General features: G+C 59.9%; 21 protein-coding genes and 1 pseudogene. 8 read left to right on the top strand and 14 right to left on the bottom strand.

Annotation, left to right across the window (positions count from 1 at the left end; genetic code table 11):
- Nucleotides 1-375: 375 nt before the first annotated feature.
- Complete coding sequence (locus FIV03_RS28785; protein WP_152512234.1) at nt 376-2,808, bottom strand: FAD-dependent oxidoreductase; 2,433 nt, start codon at nt 2,806-2,808, stop codon at nt 376-378.
- A gap of 8 nt (nt 2,809-2,816) precedes the next feature.
- Entirely contained in the window at nt 2,817-3,692 is an 876-nt protein-coding gene (locus FIV03_RS28780; RefSeq protein WP_055660831.1) for a phosphotransferase, read from the bottom strand.
- Nucleotides 3,693-3,866: 174 nt separating this feature from the next.
- Here FIV03_RS28780 and FIV03_RS28775 point away from each other — a divergent pair.
- The 8 genes and pseudogenes from FIV03_RS28775 to FIV03_RS28740 form a co-directional block, all read left to right on the top strand.
- A pseudogene (locus tag FIV03_RS28775) lies at nt 3,867-3,994 on the top strand (transposase); the annotation flags it as partial.
- A 295-nt stretch (nt 3,995-4,289) separates the two neighbouring features.
- Nucleotides 4,290-6,503, top strand: coding sequence for a NosR/NirI family protein (locus tag FIV03_RS28770; protein WP_152512233.1), 2,214 nt, complete (start codon nt 4,290-4,292; stop codon nt 6,501-6,503).
- A gap of 30 nt (nt 6,504-6,533) precedes the next feature.
- Nucleotides 6,534-8,444: a TAT-dependent nitrous-oxide reductase gene (gene nosZ / locus FIV03_RS28765; protein WP_152512232.1), complete on the top strand. Its 1,911-nt coding sequence runs from the start codon at nt 6,534-6,536 to the stop codon at nt 8,442-8,444.
- Nucleotides 8,445-8,447: 3 nt separating this feature from the next.
- Nucleotides 8,448-9,731: a nitrous oxide reductase family maturation protein NosD gene (locus FIV03_RS28760; protein ID WP_173014020.1), complete on the top strand. Its 1,284-nt coding sequence runs from the start codon at nt 8,448-8,450 to the stop codon at nt 9,729-9,731.
- Entirely contained in the window at nt 9,728-10,648 is a 921-nt protein-coding gene (locus FIV03_RS28755; RefSeq protein ID WP_152512231.1) for an ABC transporter ATP-binding protein, read from the top strand. Before FIV03_RS28760 ends, FIV03_RS28755 begins: the two co-directional genes overlap by 4 nt.
- Before the next feature lie 3 nt (nt 10,649-10,651).
- The gene (locus FIV03_RS28750; RefSeq protein WP_152512230.1) at nt 10,652-11,482 is read left to right on the top strand and encodes an ABC transporter permease subunit; all 831 of its coding nucleotides are present in this window, start codon (nt 10,652-10,654) and stop codon (nt 11,480-11,482) included.
- Entirely contained in the window at nt 11,479-12,027 is a 549-nt protein-coding gene (locus tag FIV03_RS28745) for a nitrous oxide reductase accessory protein NosL (protein WP_152512229.1), read from the top strand. Before FIV03_RS28750 ends, FIV03_RS28745 begins: the two co-directional genes overlap by 4 nt.
- Nucleotides 12,024-13,049: an FAD:protein FMN transferase gene (locus FIV03_RS28740; protein WP_152512228.1), complete on the top strand. Its 1,026-nt coding sequence runs from the start codon at nt 12,024-12,026 to the stop codon at nt 13,047-13,049. The genes FIV03_RS28745 and FIV03_RS28740 overlap by 4 nt, the downstream gene beginning before the upstream one ends.
- Nucleotides 13,050-13,061: 12 nt before the next feature.
- On the opposite strand, the gene FIV03_RS28735 is transcribed toward FIV03_RS28740, so the two are convergent.
- The 12 genes from FIV03_RS28735 to FIV03_RS28680 all read right to left on the bottom strand — a co-directional run bounded on the left by FIV03_RS28735 (nt 13,062) and on the right by FIV03_RS28680 (nt 23,196).
- Nucleotides 13,062-13,463, bottom strand: a complete 402-nt coding sequence (locus FIV03_RS28735) for a hypothetical protein (RefSeq protein ID WP_286202341.1) — start codon at nt 13,461-13,463, stop codon at nt 13,062-13,064.
- A gap of 25 nt (nt 13,464-13,488) precedes the next feature.
- Nucleotides 13,489-13,740, bottom strand: a complete 252-nt coding sequence (locus tag FIV03_RS28730) for a hypothetical protein (protein WP_023001466.1) — start codon at nt 13,738-13,740, stop codon at nt 13,489-13,491.
- Nucleotides 13,737-14,480: a CbiX/SirB N-terminal domain-containing protein gene (locus tag FIV03_RS28725; RefSeq protein WP_173014022.1), complete on the bottom strand. Its 744-nt coding sequence runs from the start codon at nt 14,478-14,480 to the stop codon at nt 13,737-13,739. Before FIV03_RS28725 ends, FIV03_RS28730 begins: the two co-directional genes overlap by 4 nt.
- On the bottom strand, nt 14,437-15,984 hold the full coding sequence (locus tag FIV03_RS28720) for a nitrite reductase (protein WP_152512226.1): 1,548 nt from the start codon (nt 15,982-15,984) through the stop codon (nt 14,437-14,439). Before FIV03_RS28720 ends, FIV03_RS28725 begins: the two co-directional genes overlap by 44 nt.
- Entirely contained in the window at nt 15,959-17,179 is a 1,221-nt protein-coding gene (gene nirJ, locus FIV03_RS28715) for a heme d1 biosynthesis radical SAM protein NirJ (RefSeq protein WP_152512225.1), read from the bottom strand. The genes FIV03_RS28720 and nirJ overlap by 26 nt, the downstream gene beginning before the upstream one ends.
- A 3-nt stretch (nt 17,180-17,182) precedes the next feature.
- Nucleotides 17,183-17,671 (bottom strand): Lrp/AsnC family transcriptional regulator, encoded by a 489-nt coding sequence (locus FIV03_RS28710; RefSeq protein ID WP_023001470.1) that lies wholly within the window; start codon nt 17,669-17,671, stop codon nt 17,183-17,185.
- Nucleotides 17,668-18,123, bottom strand: a complete 456-nt coding sequence (locus FIV03_RS28705) for an AsnC family transcriptional regulator (RefSeq protein ID WP_152512224.1) — start codon at nt 18,121-18,123, stop codon at nt 17,668-17,670. The genes FIV03_RS28710 and FIV03_RS28705 overlap by 4 nt, the downstream gene beginning before the upstream one ends.
- Nucleotides 18,120-19,109: an Lrp/AsnC family transcriptional regulator gene (locus FIV03_RS28700; protein ID WP_152512223.1), complete on the bottom strand. Its 990-nt coding sequence runs from the start codon at nt 19,107-19,109 to the stop codon at nt 18,120-18,122. The genes FIV03_RS28705 and FIV03_RS28700 overlap by 4 nt, the downstream gene beginning before the upstream one ends.
- A gap of 3 nt (nt 19,110-19,112) precedes the next feature.
- A complete protein-coding gene (locus tag FIV03_RS28695; protein ID WP_152512222.1) occupies nt 19,113-20,261 on the bottom strand; it encodes a cytochrome D1 domain-containing protein in 1,149 nt (382 codons plus the stop codon).
- Complete coding sequence (locus tag FIV03_RS28690; RefSeq protein WP_023001474.1) at nt 20,258-20,575, bottom strand: cytochrome c; 318 nt, start codon at nt 20,573-20,575, stop codon at nt 20,258-20,260. The genes FIV03_RS28695 and FIV03_RS28690 overlap by 4 nt, the downstream gene beginning before the upstream one ends.
- Nucleotides 20,568-21,371 (bottom strand): uroporphyrinogen-III C-methyltransferase, encoded by an 804-nt coding sequence (cobA, locus tag FIV03_RS28685; RefSeq protein WP_152512221.1) that lies wholly within the window; start codon nt 21,369-21,371, stop codon nt 20,568-20,570. The genes FIV03_RS28690 and cobA overlap by 8 nt, the downstream gene beginning before the upstream one ends.
- A gap of 70 nt (nt 21,372-21,441) precedes the next feature.
- A complete protein-coding gene (locus tag FIV03_RS28680) occupies nt 21,442-23,196 on the bottom strand; it encodes a nitrite reductase (protein WP_286202340.1) in 1,755 nt (584 codons plus the stop codon).
- Nucleotides 23,197-23,352: the final 156 nt, after the last annotated feature.

Below are 23,352 nucleotides of genomic sequence, written 5' to 3'. Positions count from 1 at the left end.
TATTATCCGTCCCACGTCCTTTCAGCGCGATTTGAGCGCGCCCTGCACGATTATCCAGCCCTTCTCCGTGCTTGGTGCCAGTTATTGGCGCTGGTGGAATTAAAATCATGAACCCGTTGCTGACGGAAGTGATGGATCATCCCAATCGGCACCAAGCGGAGGTGAACGTGAGCCCTAGTGACATCGTTACAAACTACTCTCTTTTACAAGATGGCAGATAAGGGCCGGCAGCGGACTGGCGGGTTTTGGTTCTGAGTTGCGCAACATCGACCATCCTGTGACTTGAAACCTGATGTTGATTTCGGCCCGCCGGCATCCTTCAGGGCTCCTGTGTAGAAAGTTTGCTTTCTGCGTTTTCGCGACTGGCTGAAAACCTCAAGTCTTGACCCGTTCCATTTTCGGATCGTAGAGAGGAGCGAGCGTAACGTCGGCCTGTACCCGCTCCGTGCCGACTTCAAGTTCATAGTCGGCGGAAAGGACGTGGTCTCTCGTGACGCCCTCGGGATGCCGGACGTAACCAATCCCGATGCTTTTGCCGAGTGTATGGCCAAACCCGCCTGAACTCAGCCAGCCGCACCGTTTTCCGTTCCGGTAGATCGTTTCCCGGCCTGACAGAATAACATCGCCGTCGGTGGTGAAGGTTGCGAGCATTTTCTTCAAGCCGTTCTCACGCTGTGCTTGTACAGCGCTGCGGCCCTTGAAGTCGGTATCAGTCTTCATCTTGACGGCCCAGCCAAGCCCGGCTTCGTCCGGCGTGTGGTCCGGCCCGATATCCGCACCCCAGGCGCGATACCCCTTTTCGAGACGCAGCGTTTCGATCGCCCGATAGCCGGCATTGCGCAGGTTAAAATGGTTCCCGGCTGCGTGCAGGGCATCATAAACCGTTTGCGCAAATTCGGTTGGAAGATGCAGCTCCCAGCCGAGCTCGCCGACATAGGTGATGCGAAGTGCGAGAACTGGACAGCCGGAAATCCCGATCCTGTGCGCCCGGCCGAAGGGAAATGCCTCGTTGCCAACGTCTGCCCGGGTACAGGCAGAAAGAATGTCGCGTGCCCTCGGCCCGAACAGCGACAGAACCGCATTTGATGACGTGACATCGACAAGCTGTGCGTTCAGACCTTTGGGAATGTTCCGCCTTATCCAGTCGAAGTCATGCGTGGCAAAGCCTGTTCCGGTGACAATGTAATATTCGTCGAGAGCCGTGCGCACGCAGGTTAGGTCACACTCGATGCCACCACGCTCATTCAGCATTTGCGTATAAATGATGGACCCGACCGGTTTGTCGACGCGGTTGGCGGCGATCCAGCTCAGCGCAGCCTCGGCATCTCCCCCCTTCAGGATAAACTTTGCGAAAGACGTCTGGTCGAAGAGGGCTGCGGTCTCGCGAGCTGCCATGTGTTCCCGGCCGACCGGACCGTGCCAGTTCGGCCGCTTGAAGGTGTAGATGTCACGCGCCTCTTCGCCAGCTTCGGCGAACCAGTTCGGCCGTTCCCAGCCAAGCTTTTCGCCGAAGACCGCGCCGGCCGATTTCAGCCGGTCATAGAGCGGCGAACGGCGGCAGGGTCGACCGCTGTCGTGCTCTTCCGAGGGCCAGGCGATCGTGTAGTGCTTGCCATAGGCCTCCAGCGTGCGGGTTCGCACCCAGTCGGTGTCGGCATGCGGCCGTCCGAAGCGCCGGATGTCGACTGGCCAGAGGTCGTAAGGTGGCTCCCCCTTGGCGACCCATTCGGCCAGTGCCATTCCCGCTCCGCCACCAGCGGCAATACCGAAAGCGTTGAAACCAGCTCCGACGAAGACATTCGCCATTTCAGGGGCTTCGCCCAGAATGAAGCTGCCGTCCGGAGTGAAACTCTCCGGTCCGTTGAGTAACTGCCTGATGCCGACCCGCTCCAGGTCTGGCACACGCGGCAGCGACAACTCCATCAGTTGTTCGAAATGATCGAAATTGCTGTCCAGCAACTGATAATCGAACGGGTCCGGGACACCGTCGAGCGCCCAAGGAATTCCGTTGGGCTCGTACCCGCCCATGACAAGGCCGCCGACTTCTTCCTTGTAGTAGGTGAGCCTGTCCGGGTCGCGCAAGGTCGGCAGGTTGGAAGGCACGCCAAAGGCTTCCGTGATCATGTACTGGTGCTGGATCGACACAAGTGGCACCGTAACGCCGATTGTCGCGGCAAGTTCCCGGGTCCATTGCCCGCAGCACAGGACCAGCTTTTCGCACGCAATATTGCCCTGTGCGGTGCGGACGCCCGTCATCTTTCCGCGTTCGGTGAGGATCTCGAGAACCGGTGTGTTTTCGACAAGCTTTGCACCGCCAATCCATGCGCCCCTGGCGAGAGCCTGGGTGATGTCGGAAGGACTCGCCTGACCATCTGTCGGCAAAAAGGCGGCACCGACAATGTCGCTAATGTCCATCAGCGGCCATAGGTCCTGCGCTTCCTTCGGTGTCAGCAACTGCATGTCCAGACCGAAACTGTGCGCCGTGGTGGCCTGGCGCTTGACCTCGGTCCAGCGTTCTTCGTTGCAGGCGAGACGGAGGCCGCCATTCATTTTCCATCCGGTTGCCTGTCCGGTCTCTTCTTCCAGCCTGTCGTAAAGCGAGATCGAGTATCCCAGAAGCTGGGTGATATTGGCATTGGAACGGAGTTGACCGACCAGGCCCGCGGCGTGCCATGTGGATCCGGATGTCAGGGCCGCCTTTTCCAGAAGCAGAACTTCCAGCCCCATCTTCGCCAAATGATAGGCCGTAGCACAACCGACAATGCCGCCGCCAATAATGATGATCTTCGAAGATGAGGGAAGCGTCATGAGGGCCTTCACAATTCACGGAATTCGGAAAGAGCGGCATTCAGCCGGTCCGTGTTTTCGCGGGTATATGCGGAGTAGTTGAAGTCCAGATCCGAGTGGATCTCCGATGTCATCGACCAGAGGGATTCACGCATGAGGGAGGTGCATTTCATGGCCTTGTAGGCGCGCCATCGGGTTTCGGAGGGTGTTTCGAAATACTGCTCGAGCATCTTGCGTTCCTGCTCTTCGCTCAAGCCATTGTTGGAGGCGAGGCCGGCAAGATCGAAGAGCGGCGAATTGAAACCACCATATTCCCAATCGATCAGCCAAAGCCTTTTGCCGTCATCGAGCAGATTGGCGGCAAGCAGATCATTGTGGCCAACAACGAGCTCAACCGGTCCGACCGCCTTTTCAAGATCAGCCATCGTGTCCATCAGATCCGGTAGCAAGGCCGAATGGTCTGATCCATCGGCTTTCAGGCGCGCAGCATAGGTCCGGTTCACCTGGAACGGCCAGAAGGCAAGTACCGGTCCGGTCAGATGGTTTCCCAGATCCTGGTGAACTCTGGCAACCAGCTCGATGATTCTTGTCAGATTGTCCGAATCCCTGACATCGGCTTCCTCCATGGTTCTTGCCTCCACGAAGTCCAGCACCAGGGCACCGGGTTCCTGATAAAAAACCGCAGGCGAAACACCGGCCGTCTCGGCAGCCCTGCTGAGCGCCAGCTCGTTCCAGCGCATGACGCCGTGTTCGGGAATGTCGTCACCAAGGCGGACGACAAAACGGCGGCTGCCATCCCGAACCAGGAGATTGATATTGGTGATGCCACCGTCCAGCAGCGTTATGTCCTGAGGATCGGAAAAACAGGCAAGCGTCGCGGCGCGGGCAATCGCAGTTTCGGACATACATCAATTCCCTCAACCTTTCACACTGGCCTTATTGAGTTCGACCGCTGGCAATTGAAATGTCAATGGTCAATGGATGCGGATATCCTGGCCTTGATGTGCTCCCGTTAAACACCCTCGATTTGGGTTAGAGTTTTCCGCGACGAGTTTCCTGGCTGGGAAGGAGCGGAATTGATGAAGGCATCCAAGTTTTCGGATGCGCAGAAGGCGTTCATCGTCAAGCGCGGGAAAAGGGAGTTCCTGTTGCGGAGATCTGCCTTGAAGCCGGGATCAGCCAGGCGACCTATTTCAACTGGCGCAAGGACTGCAACGAACACAGACCTCACGGTGCCATCGGCTACAAGGTGCCGGTGGACCGGAGGAAATCAGAACACGCAGCCAGCCCGTGTTCCTGATTGGGTCCAGAAAACTCTCGCCCACCACAAGGGCATGTTGGGTAGCACGTCACTTCGAACAAACCGGGCCAGTAAAGGTCACCGGCTCTGTCGAGAGCATCACTTTTGATGCGGGCTACTTGACTATCGTCAAGAAGTTCCACGCTGCAAAGGCCGACAACGAACTCCAAGAGAAAACACACGACTTCTTGGAGCGCGTCTCGTGGGTCATCCCCGTCACATTTTTCTGTTCGCCTTCCTGAGCATTGCTGTTGCCCTGGGTCTGGTGGGAATCGCACCGGTCAAGGCAGACGATGCACTGGTTCAGCATTACCTCGACAAGGTAGCGCCGGGCGAACTCGTGCCGGGGGCCGAAACCTTCGGACAGTTGAAGAACGATGTTCCGGTCGTGCCTGCCCTGAAGGGCAAAGACACTCTCGGATGGGTTTACCTGACTTCGGATTTCGTCTCCACAACGGGCTATTCCGGCAAGCCGATCCACACACTGGTCGGGGTCGACAAGGACGCCGTCATCACGGGTGTCCGACTGGTCAAACACTCCGAACCGATTGTCCTGATCGGAATTCCGGACAAGAAAATCCGTGCGGTCACGGAAGGATATGCAGGTCTCGACCTGAAAGCGGAAGCCGCCAGCGGTGGCTCGGCACACGATCTCGACATCATTTCCGGAGCGACCGTGACCATCATGGTCATCGACGACTCCATCATCCGTTCGGGCCTGAAGGTTGCACGGACCCTGGGTCTGGGCGGCCTTGCCTCCGAAGTTGCGGAGAGTGGCCCGCAAAGGGAAGTCGATACCGGCAAGAAAGACATCAGTGACTGGATGACGTTGACCGGTGATGGCTCGGTACGGCGCCTCTCCCTGGATGTCGCGCAGATCAACGAATCCTTTGTGAGCCAGGGTGACAAACGTGCGGTCAAACGGCCCGAAAAAGGCCCGGAAACCGACACCTTCATCGACCTCTATCTCGCTCTTGCAGATGTACCGTCAATCGGCCTGTCGCTGTTGGGCGAAGCGGAATATGCCAACCTGATGGCACGGCTTGACGACGGCGACCACGCCATTCTTGTGGCCGGCCGGGGGCGCTATTCCTTCAAGGGGTCTGGTTATGTACGGGGCGGGATTTTCGACCGGATCCAGCTTATCCAGGACGATATCTCGGTTCGTTTCCATGATCGCCAGCACAACCGTGTCGGCACGATCGCCGCCGACGGTGCCCCGGCCTTTTCCGAAATGGACCTCTTCATCATTCCGGCGGACTCAGGTTTCGATCCTGCCAGGGAATTCCGGCTGCAGCTGCTCGTGCAGCGCCCGGTCGGGCCGATCGAAAAGGTGTTCCTGACGTTCGACCTCGGCTACCGGCTGCCCGACAGCTATCTGAAGGCCGTTGCACCGGCCGCAGCGCCTGTCGCAGCTTCAGGTCAATCCAGTGCAGCCGCCGCGGAAAAGGACACAGGTGTCCAGGCCCTCTGGAAACGGATCTGGAATGACCGCAAGACGGACGTTCTGATCCTTGGCGTTGCCATCGCCGTGCTCACGCTGGTGTTCTTCTTCCAGATGCAGGTAACCCGCAACGAGCGTTTCACCTTCTGGTTCCGCATCGGCTTTCTCACCTTCACGCTGGTCTGGCTTGGCTGGATGGAAAACGCCCAGTTGTCGGTGGTCAACGTGCTGGCCTTCTTCTCCGCCCTCACGAGCGACTTCAGCTGGGACGCCTTCCTGATGGATCCGCTGGTGTTCCTGCTGTGGTTCTCCGTGGCTGCCGCCCTTCTGTTCTGGGGACGCGGCGCCTATTGCGGCTGGCTGTGCCCCTTCGGCGCCCTGCAGGAGCTGACCAACCGTATCGCCAAGCTGTGCCGTATCCCGCAGATCGAAGTGCCCTGGGGTCTGCATGAGCGCCTGTGGCCGGTGAAATACATCATCTTCCTGGGGCTGTTCGGACTGTCGCTCTATTCACTCGATGTGGCCGAACACTATGCCGAGGTCGAACCCTTCAAGACGGCCATCATCCTCAAGTTCCAGCGCGCCTGGCCCTTCGTCCTGTTCGCGGTGGCCCTGCTGGCAGCCGGCCTGTTCATCGAGCGGTTCTACTGCCGGTATCTGTGCCCGCTCGGCGCGGCCCTCGCGATCCCGGCACGGCTGCGGATGTTCGACTGGCTGAAGCGGTACCGCGAGTGCGGCAACCCCTGCAATCGCTGCGCCAAGGAATGCATGGTCCAGGCCATTCATCCGGAAGGCCACATCAATCCCAACGAGTGCCTGAACTGCCTGCACTGCCAGGTTCTGTATCAGCACGACCAGAAATGTCCCGTTTGCATCAAGAAGCTCGCGAAAAGACGGCGGTTCGAGGTGCAGACCGGTCTCGTCAAGCCGGACACAAAAGCCAAGGCGGAAACGCCGGTGCCGGCCAAATAACCTTCAAAAGGCAACCTAAGGAGATCAGCCATGAAGGACACTCAAGAACAGCGCGGCGTATCCCGCCGGGATCTGTTGGGCGGATCAGCCAAGACCGCCATTGTCGCCGGAATGGGCGCAGTCGCCCTCAGCGGTGCAGACCTTGCATATGCGCAGGGAGATGGACAGAAGTTCGAACTCGCACCGGGTGAACTCGACGAGTACTACGGCTTCTGGTCGTCCGGCCAAAGCGGCGAGTTGCGCATTCTCGGTTTCCCGTCCATGCGCGAACTGATGCGTGTTCCCGTCTTCAACCGCTGCTCGGCAACCGGTTGGGGTCAGACCAACGAGTCCCTCAAGATCCTGACGGAAGGTCTGCTGCCGGAAACCAAGGCGTATCTCGCGGCGCAGGGCAAGGTCACCTATGACAATGGCGACCTGCACCATCCGCATATGTCCTTCACCGACGGCACCTATGACGGCCGTTACATCTTCGCCAACGACAAGGCGAACACGCGCGTGGCCCGCATCGATTGCACCACGATGAAGTGCGACAAGATCATCGAGATCCCGAACGCACACGACATCCACGGCATGCGGCCGCAGAAATATCCGCGCACGGGCTATGTCTTCGCAAATGGCGAGCATGAAGCCCCACTGGTCAACGACGGCAAGATCCTGGACGATCCGTCCCAGTATTCCTGCCTGTTCACCGCCATCGACGGTGACGAGATGAAGGTCGCCTGGCAGGTGATCGTATCGGGCAACCTCGACAACTGCGACGCCGACTACCAGGGCAAATACGCCTTTTCGACCAGCTACAACTCGGAAATGGGCATGAACCTTGCCGAAATGACCGAGAGCGAACTGGATCATTGCGTCGTCTTCAACATCAAGGCGATCGAGGAAGCCGTCGCTGCGGGCAACTACCGGGAACTCAACGGTGTGCCGATCGTAGATGGCCGGAAAGAAGCAAATTCCCAGTTCACCCGCTATATCCCGGTACCCAACAGCCCGCACGGCTGCAACGCGGCACCGGACAAGAAGCACATCGTCATCAACGGCAAGCTGTCACCCACCTGCACGGTGATCGACGTGACCAAGGTCGACGCGCTCTTCTCTGACAATGCCGATCCACGCTCGGCCGTTGTCGCCGAGCCGCAGCTTGGCCTTGGCCCGCTCCATACGGCTTTCGACGGCAAGGGCAATGCGTTCACCACCCTGTTCCTCGACAGCCAGATCGTGAAATGGAACGTCGACAAAGCCATCCGCGCCTATGCGGGCGAAGAAGTCGATCCGATCATCTCGAAGGTCGATGTGCATTATCAGCCGGGCCACAACTCCACATCCATGGGTGAAACCGCGGAAGCGGACGGCAAATGGCTGATCTCGATGAACAAGTTCTCCAAGGACCGGTTCCTGAATGTCGGTCCGCTGAAACCGGAGAACGAACAGCTCATCGACATTTCCACCGACGACATGAAAGTCGTTCACGACGGGCCGACGTTCGCCGAGCCGCATGACAGCATTATCGTGCACGCGTCGAAGCTAAATCCGGCAACTGTCTGGGATCGCAACCATCCCTGGTTTGACGATGCCAAGAAACAGGCGGCCGCCGACGGTGTCGAGCTGGAATATGCCGCGGACGTCATCCGCGACGGCAACAAGGTGCGTGTCTACATGCACTCGGTCGCGCCGACATTCAGCCTCGAGAAATTCACGGTAAAGCAGGGCGACGAAGTCACAATCTACGTCACCAACATCGATCATATCGATGACCTGACCCATGGCTTCTGCCTGTCCAACTATGGCATCGCCATGGAAGTCGGTCCGCAGGCGACCGCATCGGTCACCTTTGTTGCCGAACGCCCAGGCGTCCATTGGTACTATTGCCAGTGGTTCTGCCATGCGCTGCACATGGAAATGCGCGGCCGGATGTTCGTGGAACCGAGGAACGCCTGAGCCATGCACCGCGCCTTTTTCAAATCACTGGCACTTTCCACCGCTGCTGTGGCGAGCCTGACCGTCTGCGGTCCGCTACAGGCGGAAGAATGGCAGGTACCAGCCGAAAAGGGCGCCTTGCAGCAGGTTCTTCAACAAGCGCAGGCCGGGGACATTCTCCGGCTTGCACCCGGCAAGCATGAGGGCCCAGTGGTTCTCGACAAACCCTTGACGCTGAGTGGGGCGGGCAAGGCGGGCATTGCCGGAAACGGCACCGGCAGCGTCGTCACCATCAACGCACCGGACAGTGTCGTGGAAGGGCTGGAACTGACCGGCTCCGGCCTCTCGCAGGAAACGCTGGATGCAGGCGTCAAGCTGTCCAAGACCGCGCATCGCGCCATAGTTCGCGACAACCGGATCCTCGACAACCTGACAGGTGTCGATGTTCATGGTGCGCGCAACGCAACTGTGTCCAACAATCTCATCGAAGGCCGCCAGGACCTGCGCATGAACGAGCGTGGCAACGGTATCTACGTCTGGAACGCACCTGATCTTCTGGCGGAATACAACACGATCCGGTACGGCCGCGACGGCATCTTCGTCAACACCAGTCCCAAGGACACCTTCCGCAACAACCGGTTCGAAGACCTGCGTTTTGCCGTTCACTACATGCACGGCAACAATGGTGTCATCGAGAACAACGTTTCCGAAGGCAACGACATTGGCTACGCGCTGATGTTTTCAGACCGGCTGAAGGTACGCAACAACGTCTCGATCGGCGACCGCAATCACGGCCTCATGCTCAACTATGCCAATCACGCCGAGATTTCCGGCAACCAGGTCGAAGGCGGCGGCGAGAAGTGTCTGTTCATGTACAACGCCAACAAGAACACGGTGACAGACAACAGCTTCGAAGGCTGCCCCATCGGTGTTCACTTCACAGCGGGTTCTGCAAATAACGCCTTCAAGGGCAATGCCTTCATCGCCAACAAGACCCAGGTGAAATACGTCGGCAGCCGCCAGCTTGACTGGAGCACGGACGGGCGCGGCAACTACTGGAGCGACCACCCGGCCTTCGACATGAACGGTGACGGCATTGCCGACACCGCTTACCGGCCCAACGACATGGTCGACCAGGTCCTCTGGACCCAACCTTCCGCCAAGCTTCTGGTCGGCAGTCCGGCTGTTCAGCTGCTGCGGTGGACCCAATCTCAATTTCCGGCGCTGCTGCCAGGCGGCATCGTCGACAACGCCCCACTGATGCATCCGCCGGTGCGGGCGACACCGAATTCGGGAGTTCAAGGATGACCGAAACGTCCCTTTCTGCACCGACCCTCCGCGTGGACGGCGTCTGCAAGACCTTTTCCGGGCACAAGGCCGTCGATGACGTGTCTTTTTCCCTGAACGCAGGTGAACGGGTTGCCATGCTCGGGCACAACGGCGCCGGCAAGACCACATTGTTCAAGATCGTGCTCGGGTTCCTGAAGCGCGACCATGGAGACGTCGCCGTCATGGGAGCTGCCCCAGGCAGCCACGATGCCCGTGTCGGCACGGCCTATCTGCCGGAATCGGTCGCCTTTCCCGCCTCGCTCACCGGCAAGGAAGTGCTGACCTTCTACGCGAGACTGAAAGGCGAAAGCCCTGCCAGGGCCTTGCCGCTGCTCGAAAGGGTCGGTCTCGCGGAGGCTGCAAAACGACGAGTCGGCACCTATTCCAAGGGCATGCGTCAACGCCTTGGTCTTGCCCAGGCTCTTGTCGGGAGACCTCGGCTGATCCTGCTGGACGAACCGACGACAGGCCTTGATCCAATCTCCCGGCAGACGGTCTATGAACTGATCGGTGAAATCGCGGGACAGGGAACGACGGTGCTGCTGTCGTCTCACGCCCTTACCGAACTGGAAGCACGGACAGACCGGATCCTGATCCTGTCGAAAGGCCGGCTCGTCGCGGACGACATCCTGAGCCGCCTGCGGGCCCAGGCCGGGTTGCCGATCAGGCTCAAGGTCTGGACCAGGCCCGAGGATCTTGCCCATGTCTCCGAAAGCCTCGGCGGCGGGCAGATGAACGGACGTTCGGTCGAATTCAACTGCAACGCGGACGACAAGGTCAAGGCGCTTTCGGCAATCAGCGCGCTCGGCAACCTGGTTGAGGATGTCGATGTGCACGCGCCGAGCCTCGACGACGTCTACCGGTATTTTTCCAGCGCCGCTGGCAAGGGGGCCTGAACCATGTTCTCCAGAATCCTCACTGTAGCAGGACAAGAAATCCGCATTGGTATCCGCAACAGGTGGATCCTGCTTGCAGCCATGATCCTCGCCGTGTTCTCGCTGGCGCTTGCCCTGCTCGGCTCGGCACCAGCCGGAACGCTCGGCGTCGACCGCCTGACCATTACCGTTGCTTCTCTGGCCAGTCTGTCGGTCTATCTCGTGCCATTGATCGCCCTGCTGCTCGCATTCGACGCCATCTGCGGCGAGATCGAACGCGGCACACTGCTGATGACGCTGTCCTGCCCGATCTCCCGTGTCGAATTCCTGATCGGCAAGGCCGTCGGCCACACGCTGGTTCTGGCATTCGCACTGGTTGTCGGATACGGCCTGACGGCCGGATTGCTTGTGGCAGCAGGCTTCGGCTCCCTCTCGGGTCTTGCGGATTTTGCGCGCCTGATCGCAACCTCGATCCTGCTCGGCGTCTGCTTTCTCGCCACGGGCTACGTTCTGAGTTCACTGACACGCCAGTCGCGCACCGCGGCGGCGGCTTCGGTTGCCGTGTGGCTGATGCTGGTCGTCCTGTATGACCTTGCACTGCTTGGCGCGCTGGTCGCAAACCCAAGCGGTGTCTTTGCGTCCGACGTTTTCCCCTACGCCATCCTGCTCAACCCTGCCGACGCCTTTCGCCTGTTCAACCTGGCCGCCCTCGGCGCAAGTGATCTGGTGGGTGGCATGGCCGGTGTGGCGGACGCCCTGCCCTTCGATCCCTTGCTTGCCCTTGGCTCCCTGGCAGCATTTGCCGGCCTGACCATGGCTGGCTCCGCTCTTCTGATAAAAAGGATTGCGCCATGAAACGCGCGCTCATTTCCATCTTCATGCTCGGGTTCCTGGCTGCCTGCCAGGAAGAGGTTCAGATTGCCAGACCCGATGCCGTGCATCTGACACCGGAAGCGGCTGGTCACTACTGCCAGATGACCGTTCTGGAACATGACGGCCCCAAGGCCCAGATCCATCTGGCAGGAAATCCCAATCCGCTCTGGTTCACACAGGTGCGCGATGCGGTTGCCTTCCTGCGTTCTCCCGAAGAGCCGAAGGATATTGCTGCCGTTTATGTCAACGACATGGAGCGGGCAGAAAGCTGGACCCAACCAGGCACCGACAACTGGATCGATCTGGATGGCGCCTGGTTCGTCATCGGCAGCAACGTGGCAGGCGGCATGGGTGCACCGGAAGCAATTCCCTTTGGTACGCAGGCCGGAGCAGATGCCTTCGCACGGGACAACGAGGGCCGCGTCGTCCGCGCCGAAGACATCCCGACCGAGTACGTTCTGGGAGCCGTCGATGTGTCCGCCGCCACCTCGGTCCCCATGGCTGCAGAACACGGGGCTGCGCAATGACACATGCAACCATCAATCAACCACCCATGAACCGCAGGCGTTTCCTGCGGATCTGCGCCGCCGGTGTTACTGGCCTTGCTTTGCCGGCGGGTGCCGCAATGGCAGGTGGACAGGCCCAATTGCACCGCTGGCGCGGCATTGCGCTCGGGGCAGGCGCCGAGATCGATATCCTGCATGAAAGCGCAAGCGAAGCGAAACGTCTGTTCACCAGGGTGGAAGCGGAAATCCGCAGGCTGGAAGCGATCTTCAGTCTCTACCAACCGGACAGCGAGCTGGTCCGGCTGAATGCCAACGGACGGCTTTCGGCGCCTTCTCTGGAAATGGTCGATCTGCTCGGCCTGTGCGACAGGCTTCATGCCGCGACTGAAGGAGCCTTCGACCCGACCATTCAACCTTTGTGGGCCTATTACGCCAGGCAGGCGTCCGGCGACACCGGCGAGAATCTTGCGGCTGCCCGAAGTCGCACAGGCTTCGGACACGTCGTTTATGGCCCGGGCGAGATCCGCTTTGCGCAAAAAGGCATGTCCATGTCCTTCAACGGCATTGCCCAAGGCTACATCACGGACAGGGTGACGGCCCTGCTAGCCGCGGTGGGATGCACGAACATGGTGGTCGACCTCGGTGAGATCGTCACCAGAGGCGGGCCGGATGAAGAACCTGCTCTTGACGCAGGCGCTCACCATGGCTGGCCAGTGACCCTGCAGCCAGTGGCCGAACGCGCAGAGGCGAAGACCAGGATCAGATTGACGAACGCCGCAGTCGCCAGTTCCGCGCGGCTCGGAACGACCTTCGATCAGGCCGGCCGGCGCTCCCACATCATCGATCCGCGAACCGGCCTGCCGGTTGCGGGTGCAGTAGATGGCGCCAGCGTCATAGCTCCGGCCGCAGCTCTTGCCGATGGCCTGTCCACGGCCGCATTGGTGCTTGAAGAGAACCTCTTTGGCAGTGCCCTTACTGACTTTCCGGCAACCAGTGCCTTTGTTGTGCGCCGCGATGGTTCGACAGGGTGGCTGTCATCCTGAGGAGGGTGTCTATCAGCGGATTACGGCGCGCAGGGCGGTCGAGGTAACGATCGCCCAGAAGCCCGTTCTGAAGATCAATGCCACGAGAGTACGCGTTTCATGAGGCCCGCCCTGGGACACATACACAAGGAATGCACATAAGACGATCGCGGTCCCGATCAGAATCGCGATGGCCATCCAGCGAGCCCACCCTCTGGCGAACCAGAGCCCGAGGCCGGTCATTGCATATGCAAAGCCCGCCAGGAAATTGAACCACAGGACAAACGAGACGACGTTGCCAGCCAGTCTGGATAGCTGATCGCCACCAAAGAGAACCGTTCCACCGCTCACGACTGTCATGACACCGAAAACAGCGGCTGCGGCACCAGCCATGCGCAGGCCAGATCCCTGGCGCAGGTCCCTTTGTATCAACATGGTCCGTATCCCGTTCACAAAGCTATCAATCTGCCGGTGGCAGTTTTCCATCTGCTTCGTCCATCAGTCGCCGCACCCACTTTGCTGCAAGCCATGTGGCCGGGATGCCGAGTGGCAAGCTGATCCAGATCGACACGATCGGCGACAGGGCCGGCAAGCCGATGGCCTGCCCCATCAGGCTGAGCATGAAGAGATTGATGGCAACGGCAGCGGCCGTGAACGGATAAAGCACGATCGCAAGTTTGCGCACCGGCCAGCCGGTTTCGATCCGGGTCACGCCGCCAGTTCCTTCAGATTGGCGCTCTCCAGCGCGCAGGCAATGAGTTTGGGTACGAATGGCGCCTCGATCAGCGGAGCAAGGCGCAGTCCCTCGAACCCGGCCTTGTCGAGAGCTTCCGGAATGTCCTGGGTCACGTGGTGCCCGTTTCCGGCAAACAGGGGTAACAAGACCGTTCTCATGCCGCAACTTGTAGCCGTTTGTTCCAGGAAGGGTGCTTCTTCAAGGAAGCCCAACCGGATCGGTCTTTCCGGCAACCATTCGGCAAGAACAGCGGCAAAGCGGACGGTGCTTTGCGCGGTCGACCGGCAGGTCGCCGACCCATGGGCCGCGAGCAGCAGTTCGTAGCCCGACGCGTTCCAGTGGGTTCTTTCTGCCGTCATTTCCAGAAAATGCGCCGTCAACCGTGGCAACTCGGGATGAATACCGAGGGCAGGCAGCTGCCGGGCACCCGTCCCTTTCAGCCTGCCTGTCAGAGCGGTCTGCGTGAACCAGCCTTCGGCCATGAAAACCGGAAAAACAAGCGGTTCAGGCCCGGCAAGGCCCAGGGCCCGATCAAGAGCGCCAGGCGCGGCCAGCGTGGCCGAGCGAATGGACCAGCCGGGCAGGAATTCGCGGACCTGCTGCGCAAGTGCGCGCAAATACGCTTCACCTGCCTGCGGGTGCGACGGCTGGCCGTGCGAGACGAGGATCGCCTCAATGGCTCGTTCCTTCCGAAAAGGTGATCTTGTTCCAGACATTGTACTTCCCCGAAGGTTTGCGCATGGGCAGGCGCCGGATCTCTTCCAGCGTGCTGGCGTCATAGACAATCACTGCGCCGTCGTCCTCCCAGACGGAGACAAGGGCATGACGGCCATCTTTCGTGAATTCGACATGGGCTACCGTCGCGCCCTCGACGGGCTTTAAGGTCTTGACGATTTCCAGGCTTTCCTTGTCGATCACATGAATTTCGTCCTTGTTCGGACCGAAGAAGACATCGGCCCAGAAATAGGGCGTGTTCTCGTGACTGCGCAGGAAGAAGCCGGGACCGTCGGTCTTGATCGTCGCGATCTGCTTCCAGGTTTCGGTGTCGATGACCGACAGCTTGCCTTCCTTCAGATGCGGGGTCGCCATGACCCTGCTGCCATCCCGCTCCCAGCTGATACCGGAGCCGAGATGCGGCATGCCTTCCAGCGGCAATTCAGCGATTTCACGGCCGACATTCAGGTTGACCACGACACCGCGCGCGCCGTCGCGCGACGCTCCGACGAGATGCCGGTAGTCATCATCGAAAAAGAAATCGTCAAGCGGTTCCGCCGTCAGGATCCGGCGGCGGGCGAAGAGACCGACGGAGGAAGGCAAAGCTTCGACCATGCCTTTTTCCCGGCTGTGCACGAAGCCTTCGTAGACCGGTTCCGCTTCCGGATCGGTCGCTACTTCCCAGATTTCCGGAGCATCCTTCAAGGCAAGGATAAAGCTCTTGCGGTTGGGAGCCTGATAGACCGCCGAAACACGACTGGCCGTTCCGTCCTTGGCCGTCACATCCATCACGGTTGCGACCGAAAGATCTTCGGTCGACAGGATCGTCAGCGTCATCGGCAGATAGTTGGCAACCGCCAGCCACTTGCCGTCATGGCTCATGGCAATGTTGCGGCTGTTGAGCCCTGCCCTCACCCGGCCAACTTCCTGAAGCGCGTAGAGATCGTATTTCTGGACCCAGCCGTCGCGCGACATGATGAAGACATAGCGCCCGTCCGGCGAGAATTTCGGCCCGCCATGGACCGCAAACGGCGTTGCGAACCTGTCGAGCGTCTCGAAGGTGTCGCCGTCTAGGACACTCACGTGATGATCACCTGTTTCGACGACAAGGGTGATGTTCATCGGATCGGACTGCCAGAGCGGCTTTTCGACGGGCTGATAGTCCTCGTTGATCACCTGGCTGGCGGCAATATCCGTTTCGGTCCAGTCCGGAACCTCGCTCAGCGGTTCTTTCAGGAAAGCGGCCAGGGCCTCGATCTGATCGGCATCTAGAATATCGGCGAATGCCGGCATCTGCGTCGCCTTGCGGCCGTCGCGAATGACAGCATCGAGATCCGGTCCGCGCATGCGGCCGAGGGTCTCCGGGATCAGTGCCGGTCCGACACCACCAAGACGGCCTGCTCCATGGCAGTCCTGGCAGTTGTCTGCATAGTCCTGCGCGGGGCCTGCAACCGAAAGCGAGGTCATCAGAAGGAGTGCGCTAAGCGAAGCGGTGAGCCGGATCATGGCGTTTTCCTCGGAACGGGGTCACGGCCAGGCGCTCGCCGCCAGGGCCGGCAAGCCCGATTTCGTCGTCATTGAGATAACAGGCAGGGTCTTCGGCCCAGGGATCGCCAGTCAGTTGCAGTGCGCGGATACGGGTATTGCCGCCGCACACGTCCTTGAAGGCACAGGCACCGCAGCGCCCCTTGAGCGGTCTTGGCCTTGTTCTGAGCCGGGCCAGCATGGGGTCTTCACCGGTCCAGAGTTCGGAGAACGGAACGGATTTCACGCTGCCGATGGTGTAGTCGGACCAGTAGGTATCCGGATGCACGTTGCCGAGGGTGTCGATGTTGGCGACACCGAGACCGGAGGAATTGCCTCCCCAGGCCGCAAGATGACCGCGCACATGGGCTGCCGTTTCCGGACCAAAGATCCGCTGTACCCATTCCAGAAAGTAAACCGCGTCGGCATCATTGTTGCCGGTTACGATATCGAGTGGCCGGCCACCGCTGACACCTTGCCATGCACGGTCCATCAGAATGTCCATTGCCCATCTGGAGCGCTTGTGCTCGGCATCTTCGCCGCGGTGCTTGTCGCCCCTGCCGGCATAGACGAGATGGGACAGATAGAACTTGTCGACACCTTCATCGTCGCACAGACGCAGAAGATCCGGCAGGCTTTCGTGGTTGCCCTCGGTCAGGGTGAAGCGCAGCCCGACCTTGATGCCACGTGACTTGCATTCGCGAACGCCCCGCAGGGCAGATTGGAAAGCGCCCTCGACGCCACGAAACCAGTCGTTCGTGGCCCCGATCCCGTCAATGGAAATGCCCACATAATCGAAGCCGATCTCCGCCACCTTGTCGGCAGTCTCGCCGTGCAGCCTGGTGCCGTTGGTCGACAGAGCCAGCATGCGCACAAGGCTTCTGGCGCGCCCCGCGATCTCGAACAGATCCTTCCTGTCGAGCGGCTCACCTCCGGACAGGATCAGGGCGGGAATGCCGAAGCGTCCAAGATCCTCCAGGGTCGCCATGGCCTGGTCGTGGCTCAACTCACCTGGAAAATCGACGTCTGCCGACACGGTGTAGCAATGCCGGCATTTCAGGTTACAGCGCCGGGTCAGGTTCCAGATCACCACCGGTTTGACCGCACCGGTGCCGCGGCGTGTCCTGACAGGTGTCGGCTCCACGATCTGGTGCATGTATTCCGAGAGGCGGAACATCGTTCAGCCCTCCTTGCCGCGAAGGCGCATGCCGGTCTTTTTCAGGATGCGCGTTGAAAACAGGATGTCGCCGGCACGGCAGGCCTTGCCCAGCAGACTGGAAATCTCCGCCCGCTTTGCAATCACTTCCTCGCGGGTTTCTCCATGAACCATGGCAAAGAGGTTGTAAGGCCAGTCGGGCAGTGCCCGCGGACGGCGGTAACAATGCGTGACGAACGGCAGGGCGCCGACCTTTTCGCCGAGACTGTCGACCACTGCGTCATCGACATCCCAGACGGTCATGCCATTCGCGGTCATGCCGAGCCTGTAATGATTTGGTGCGGCCCCGATACGCCGGATGACACCTTGCGCCTTCAGCTGCTTCAGACGGTCGATCAGCTCCGCTTCGCTCAGTCCCAGGCTTTCCGCGACGACAGCAAAGGGTCTGGTGACCAGAGGCAATCCGGCCTGTGTGGCTTCGACGATCGTTCGGTCCTGTGGGGTCAAGGTCATGCGTTCACCCGAAAGCCTATGAAAAACTCGCGTTCCTTCGGAAACAGCAGCACCGGCAAGCCTGTGTCGCGTTCGATTGCTTCGGCAGTTGCCGAAATTGCGGCCTGACTTTCCGTTGCCAGGACGAACCACATGTTGAGCTTGTGATCCCGTTCATAGTTATGGGCGACTTCGGGGTAGGCATTGACTTTGGTTAAGACGTCTTCGAAACGCGCTGGCGGTACCGCGATGGCGCAAAGGCAAAAGGCACCGCCAAGGGCTTCCGCATCGAAGAAGGGTCCGAACCGTGTCAGCAGGCCGTCGTCGCGCAAGGTCCGGATGTGCCCGGCAACCTCTTCTTCACTCAGGCCCAGTTCCTGCGCCAATTCCCGAAAGGGATGCGAAACCAGCGGCAGATCGTCCTGCAGACGATTGATCAAGGTCCGCTCAAGAGGAGACAGTTTCCGGGTCATGCCGCAACTCCCTGACGAGAGATCAGCGCCCCGGTCTGCTTGAAGCAACGGGTGGAAAAGAGGACGTCATGCCTGACGCCCGCCACTTCCCGCAGGCGCGATGCCTGAATGAGAACATCCAGTGCCTGCGACCGGCTCCGGCCGTGAATCATGCAGTAAAGCCGATAGGGCCACACGCCTGCCACGGGTCTGCGTTCGTAACACAGGGTCACCCCCGGATGCGCAGCAAGCGCCGGGCCCGCCGAGGCGATCCTTTCCGGTTCGATATCCCAGACAACCATGGCGTTCGCGCGCCAGCCAAGGGCGCGGTGACGTACAATCACGCCGAAGCGGGAAATGATACCGGCTTCAAGCAGCCTTCCAATCCGTTCCAGAACGTCCTCTTCCGTTCGGCCGAGTTGTTCCGCAATTCGCAGGTAGGGGCGCTGTATGATCGGTAGTCCTGTGGTCAGAGCCTGCAGGAGGTCATCGTCTCGCTCCTGCAGTCGCTCCAACCGGACCGGCCGGGGCACTGGTGGCCGGCCCAGGCCGCCGTTCAAGCTGAAGCCTAGGTCTATATTGAACGGACGGATGATCGGGAGATCCAGTACGGCAAGCTGCGTCTGCTCCCGTATGGTGTCCAGAACCCCGTTGACATGCTCCCGGTCCGGGCCGGTGGCAACGAACCAGAGGTTTCGGTAATTCTCCCTTAGATAAGAATGATTTATGCCCGGCTGAGCACCGACGATCCCGGCAACGGCCTCGATGCGATCGTGTGGCACCGACATGGCCGCCAATGTGCTTGCCGAAACCGTGTTGGGTGCACAGGTGGCACCAACGCGGGTGATCCGGCCGGTCGCAGCCATATCCTGCAGCCGCCCGATAACGTCACCTTCGGAGCAGTTCGTTCCCGCTGCAATGATTTCGAAAGGTCTCGGCACCAACGGGAAGTCCCGTTGCCAGTTGTCGAGCAGGTTCAAGTCAATGGGATCGATGAGGCTTGTCATGGCTCACAACCCCGTCCTGTGTGCCCGGGCTGTAAAGAAGATGCCGGATGGGCTCTCGGCGTCGATTTCGCCTGTATTCTCGAAGGTCCGGGTGTCGTAGATCATGACCTTGCCGGCATCGCGCACGGAAACCCAGACCTCGTTACCGCGTGGCGTGAATTCCATGTGCAGTACGGCAGGGCCGGGTTTGAATTCGTGAACGACCTGCTTTGTGATCGTATCGATCACCTGGATGGTGTCATTGAGCGGATGTGCGAAGTTTACCCAGACCTGGCGGCCATCGGGTCTCGCCATGGCAAAGACCGGTTGACCATGGGTACTGGTGCGTCCGGTTTCGGCGAGCGTTTCACCATCGACCCACAGAACCTCGTGGTGCCCGACGGCAGGCAGGACAAACTCCTGGCCCGCGCGTGCCCAACCTTCCAGATGCGGCATCTTGTAGACCGGTAGCTCCGCTTCCCCGCGGCCATATCCGGACAAAACGCGAATTGGTTCGGGATTTTCCTGCCACAGGTCGAGCGCGGTCAATCCGTCTTCGCCAAACAGGCCTGTGATGTAGAGACGGCCGTCACCGGTGATCAGAGCATCATAGGGGTTGGTGCCCATGCCGGTAATCCTGGTGATCTTCGGTTCCTCCGAATTGAGGTCCGCGATCCAGGTTTCGCCTGCATCCCACAAAGTGAAGACAAAGCGTTTGCCGGGCGCATCGACAAGACCGATTGTCTTCGACCCGGTCGGAATATCTGCAACCATCTCCAGCGTCTGAGCGTCGAAGATACGCACACCGCCAGGCTCATAGTTGGAAACCGCGACCAGTGAGCCGTCGTCCGAGATGGCCCCACCGATGGCGTTTCCGGATTGAATCACCCGCTTGGCTATCCGTTTCTCGACAAGATCGACCTTGGAAAGGCCGCCATCGCGGCCGAAGACATAGGCGAAACGTTCGTCCGGTGAATAGACCAGGCTTGCATGGGAAAGGTCGCCAAGCCCTTCTATCCGTGCCAGGGAGGCACGGTCGGACTGATCGACCAGCAACAGAGACCCGCTCGCCCGTTCCACCACAAGACCGAGATCGCCGGTGGCAACGACCGACTGCGCCTGGACAGTGCCGGTCAACATGGCTGCCAGAACGGCTCCACATAGCCACTTCATTTCGTGTCTCCCTTCAAAAGATATTCGGCAATTTTTCTCGCGTCGGCCTCGCTCAGGATCGGACGCCAGGGAGGCATTGCCGTTTTCGGGATGCCGTCCAGAACCACCGTGGACAGGGTGTCGATGTCGTAATGACCGAGGGCATCCGGCCGGATGTCCGGTCCAAGACCACCTTTCAGCGTCATGCCGTGACAGGACCCGCAGTCCTGCCGCACCAGGTTGACCAATGCCGCAGGCGTTTCCTGTTCCTCGGCAAGCGCGAGGCTTGTGATGGCCAGAAGACAGAAGGCAATGGTGAGCAGCGTCTTAAGCATGGACCAGCCTTCCGGCTGTGCCGCTGTCCACGGCACTGAGCATGGCGTCCAGGGTGGCTGCCGGCCATTCGGCACTCAGGGTCACGACCTTGCCGACAACAAACAGCACCGGTGCCTTGAACCTGGCGTCGCGGATATCGATCGCGATCCTGTCGAGTTCGGAATAGAGCCTGGTTTCACGCGGTGTCGTCGCGTTTGCGATGGCTAGTACAGGGGTTGTCCCGCTCAGTCCTTCGGCAATCAGGCGCAGGGCAATCTGCCCGATGTTGGCAACCCCCATGTAGACGACGAGCGTGGTGTCCTCGCAGGCGAGACTTTTCCAATCGAGGTCGAGAACGCCGTTTGCCTGCCGGTGTCCGGTCACATAGCGGACGCCGGTTGCCAGACCACGATGGGTGAGCGGCACACCTGTTACGCAGGCAGCCCCCTGGGCAGCGGTGATGCCGGGCGCATATTCGACCGCGATGCCGCGTGACAAAAGATGTTCGGCTTCTTCCGAACCGCGACCGAAGATCAGCGGATCGCCGCCTTTCAGGCGGGCGACGGTCAAGCCTTCCAGCGCCAGTTCTTCAAGGATCTCGTTGATCCTCTCCTGAGGAACGGGATGATTGTCGGGCGATTTTCCAACAGGCACCTGCAGGGCACCGGACGGAGCCAACGACAGGATTTCAGGTGAAACCAGACGATCAAAAACAACGGCATCCGCTTCCTGGAGCACTCGCAAGGCTTTGAGCGTCAGAAGCTCCGGGTCACCGGGTCCCGCACCGATCAGATAGACCTTCCCTGGCTGTTTCATCGTTTGCTCCTGCAGGCGGCATGGAAGAAAGAAACGGGAGAGGCGGAATTCCGCCTCTCCCGGCGGGACGTCAGTAGACGTCGGCGCGCGTGTTGAAGACGTTGAACTTGCCGGTCGGAGTGATCAGCCGTTCGTCCTTGATGACGTGCTTCAGCTCGAGCGTCTTGTCGTCAACGACGACGATCGCGCTTTCCTTGTCCTTGGCGTTCCAGACGGAGAACCAGATTTCCTCGCCCGCCTGGTCGAATTCGCCCTGAACGACACGCGGCTGGCCCTCGCCGACATCCGCCCATTCGACAATCGGCAGAACCTTGTATTCAGGTTCTTCCTGGGTCAGGTCGTTGACGTTGAACACAGCGATCGCGCCCGAGACTTCCGCGTCCGGGTTCAAGGGTGCATCCACGTAGAGATGGTTCGACTTCGGATGGGACTTGACGAAGAGCGAGCCCCCGCCGAGACCATAGAGGGTCTGCACGACCTTCCAGGCACTGTCCGGATGGCCTTCCGGATCTGTCCCGATCAGGGCGACGGTTTCGTCGCCGAGGTGCGAAGTCACCCAAACCGGTCCGTATGTCGGGTGGATCAGGTTGGCACCACGCCCCGGATGAGGTGTCTGACCACCCGTTTCAAGCAAGGCCGTCAGCTTGCCTTCCTTGGTGTCGACGACCGCAACCTTGCCGCGGGCGTTGGCAGCCACAAGGAAGTAACGCTTGGAACTGTCGAACCCGCCATCATGCAGGAAGCGTTCGGCTTCGATCTCGGTCGTCTTCAGGTTCTTGATGTCCGAGTAGTCGACCAGCAGGATCTTGCCGGTTTCCTTCACGTTGACGATGAATTCCGGGTTGTAGTGCGATGCCACGATGGAGGCGACGCGCGGCTCGGGATGATAGGTCTGGTCGTCGTAGACCATGCCACGGGTCGACTTGATCTTGAGCGGCTCCAGCGTGTCGCCGTCCATGATCACATATTGCGGCGGCCAGTAGGAACCGGCGATCGCATACTTGTCTTCCCATCCCTTCATTTTCGATGTTTCGATGGAGCGGGCCTCGGTGCCGACCTTGATCTGCGCCACTGTTGCCGGCTCTTCCATCCAAAGGTCGATCATGTTCACAAGCGCATCACGCCCGATCACGTAAAGATATCGGCCGGAGGCGGAAATACGCGAAATATGAACCGCATACCCTGTGTTGATCACCGCATGGATGGCATAGGTTTCACCGTCGATAAGGGCGACCTGGCCGCTGTCGCGCAGGGTGACCGAGAAGAGGTTGTCGATATCGATATCGTTCAACTTCTCTTTCGGACGGTCTTCCGGCGCAACCAGCACCTTCCAGCTCTTGCGCATTTCGTCCATGCCGAACTCTGGCGGTGACGCCGGTTCCAGCAGGATGTAGCGCGCCATCATGTCGACCTGTTCCTCGGTCAATTCACCCGAGGTCCCCCAGTTCGGCATGCCGGCGGGCGATCCGTAGGTGATGAAGTCGCGCAAATATTCGTAGCCGTTTTCCCGGGTGATATCCGTGGTCAGCGGCTTGCCGGTCGCGCCCTTGCGCAGCACGCCGTGGCAACCGGCGCAGCGTTCGAAATAGATCTGGTTTGCATTCTGATATTCATCAGGCGTCATCACGGGATCGCCTTCCTTGCGCCCCGGAATCTCGACCTTCAGCTGGCCGAGAGTTGACATGCTAGGCTCATAGGCAGCTGAAGGACCACTGCCGTGGTCCGCCGGCTTGTCCTGGGCAGAAACGCCGACTGCCGACAATCCGAGTGTGAAAGCCACACTCATCAGCAGCGCATTTCTCCGAATGGCTCGTGTCGAGATCATGATTAGTCTCCGTTCGACTGGTGAGGCAATCGGACGGTGCGCGCAGGCTGGGTCTGCTTCCTTGACTTTCGTTAACTTGAAATTTTCAGGCAGGTTTGTTCAGCCATGTTCGGCGGGAAAACCGGCAAGATACGATCTTTCTAAGCCTTTGTTTTC

Origin of the sequence: Labrenzia sp. THAF187b, assembly GCF_009363375.1 — a bacterium.
Classification (GTDB): domain Bacteria; phylum Pseudomonadota; class Alphaproteobacteria; order Rhizobiales; family Stappiaceae; genus Roseibium; species Roseibium algicola.
The sequence above is the reverse complement of the archived record's forward strand: the minus strand, read 5'-3'. Positions and strand labels throughout refer to the sequence as shown.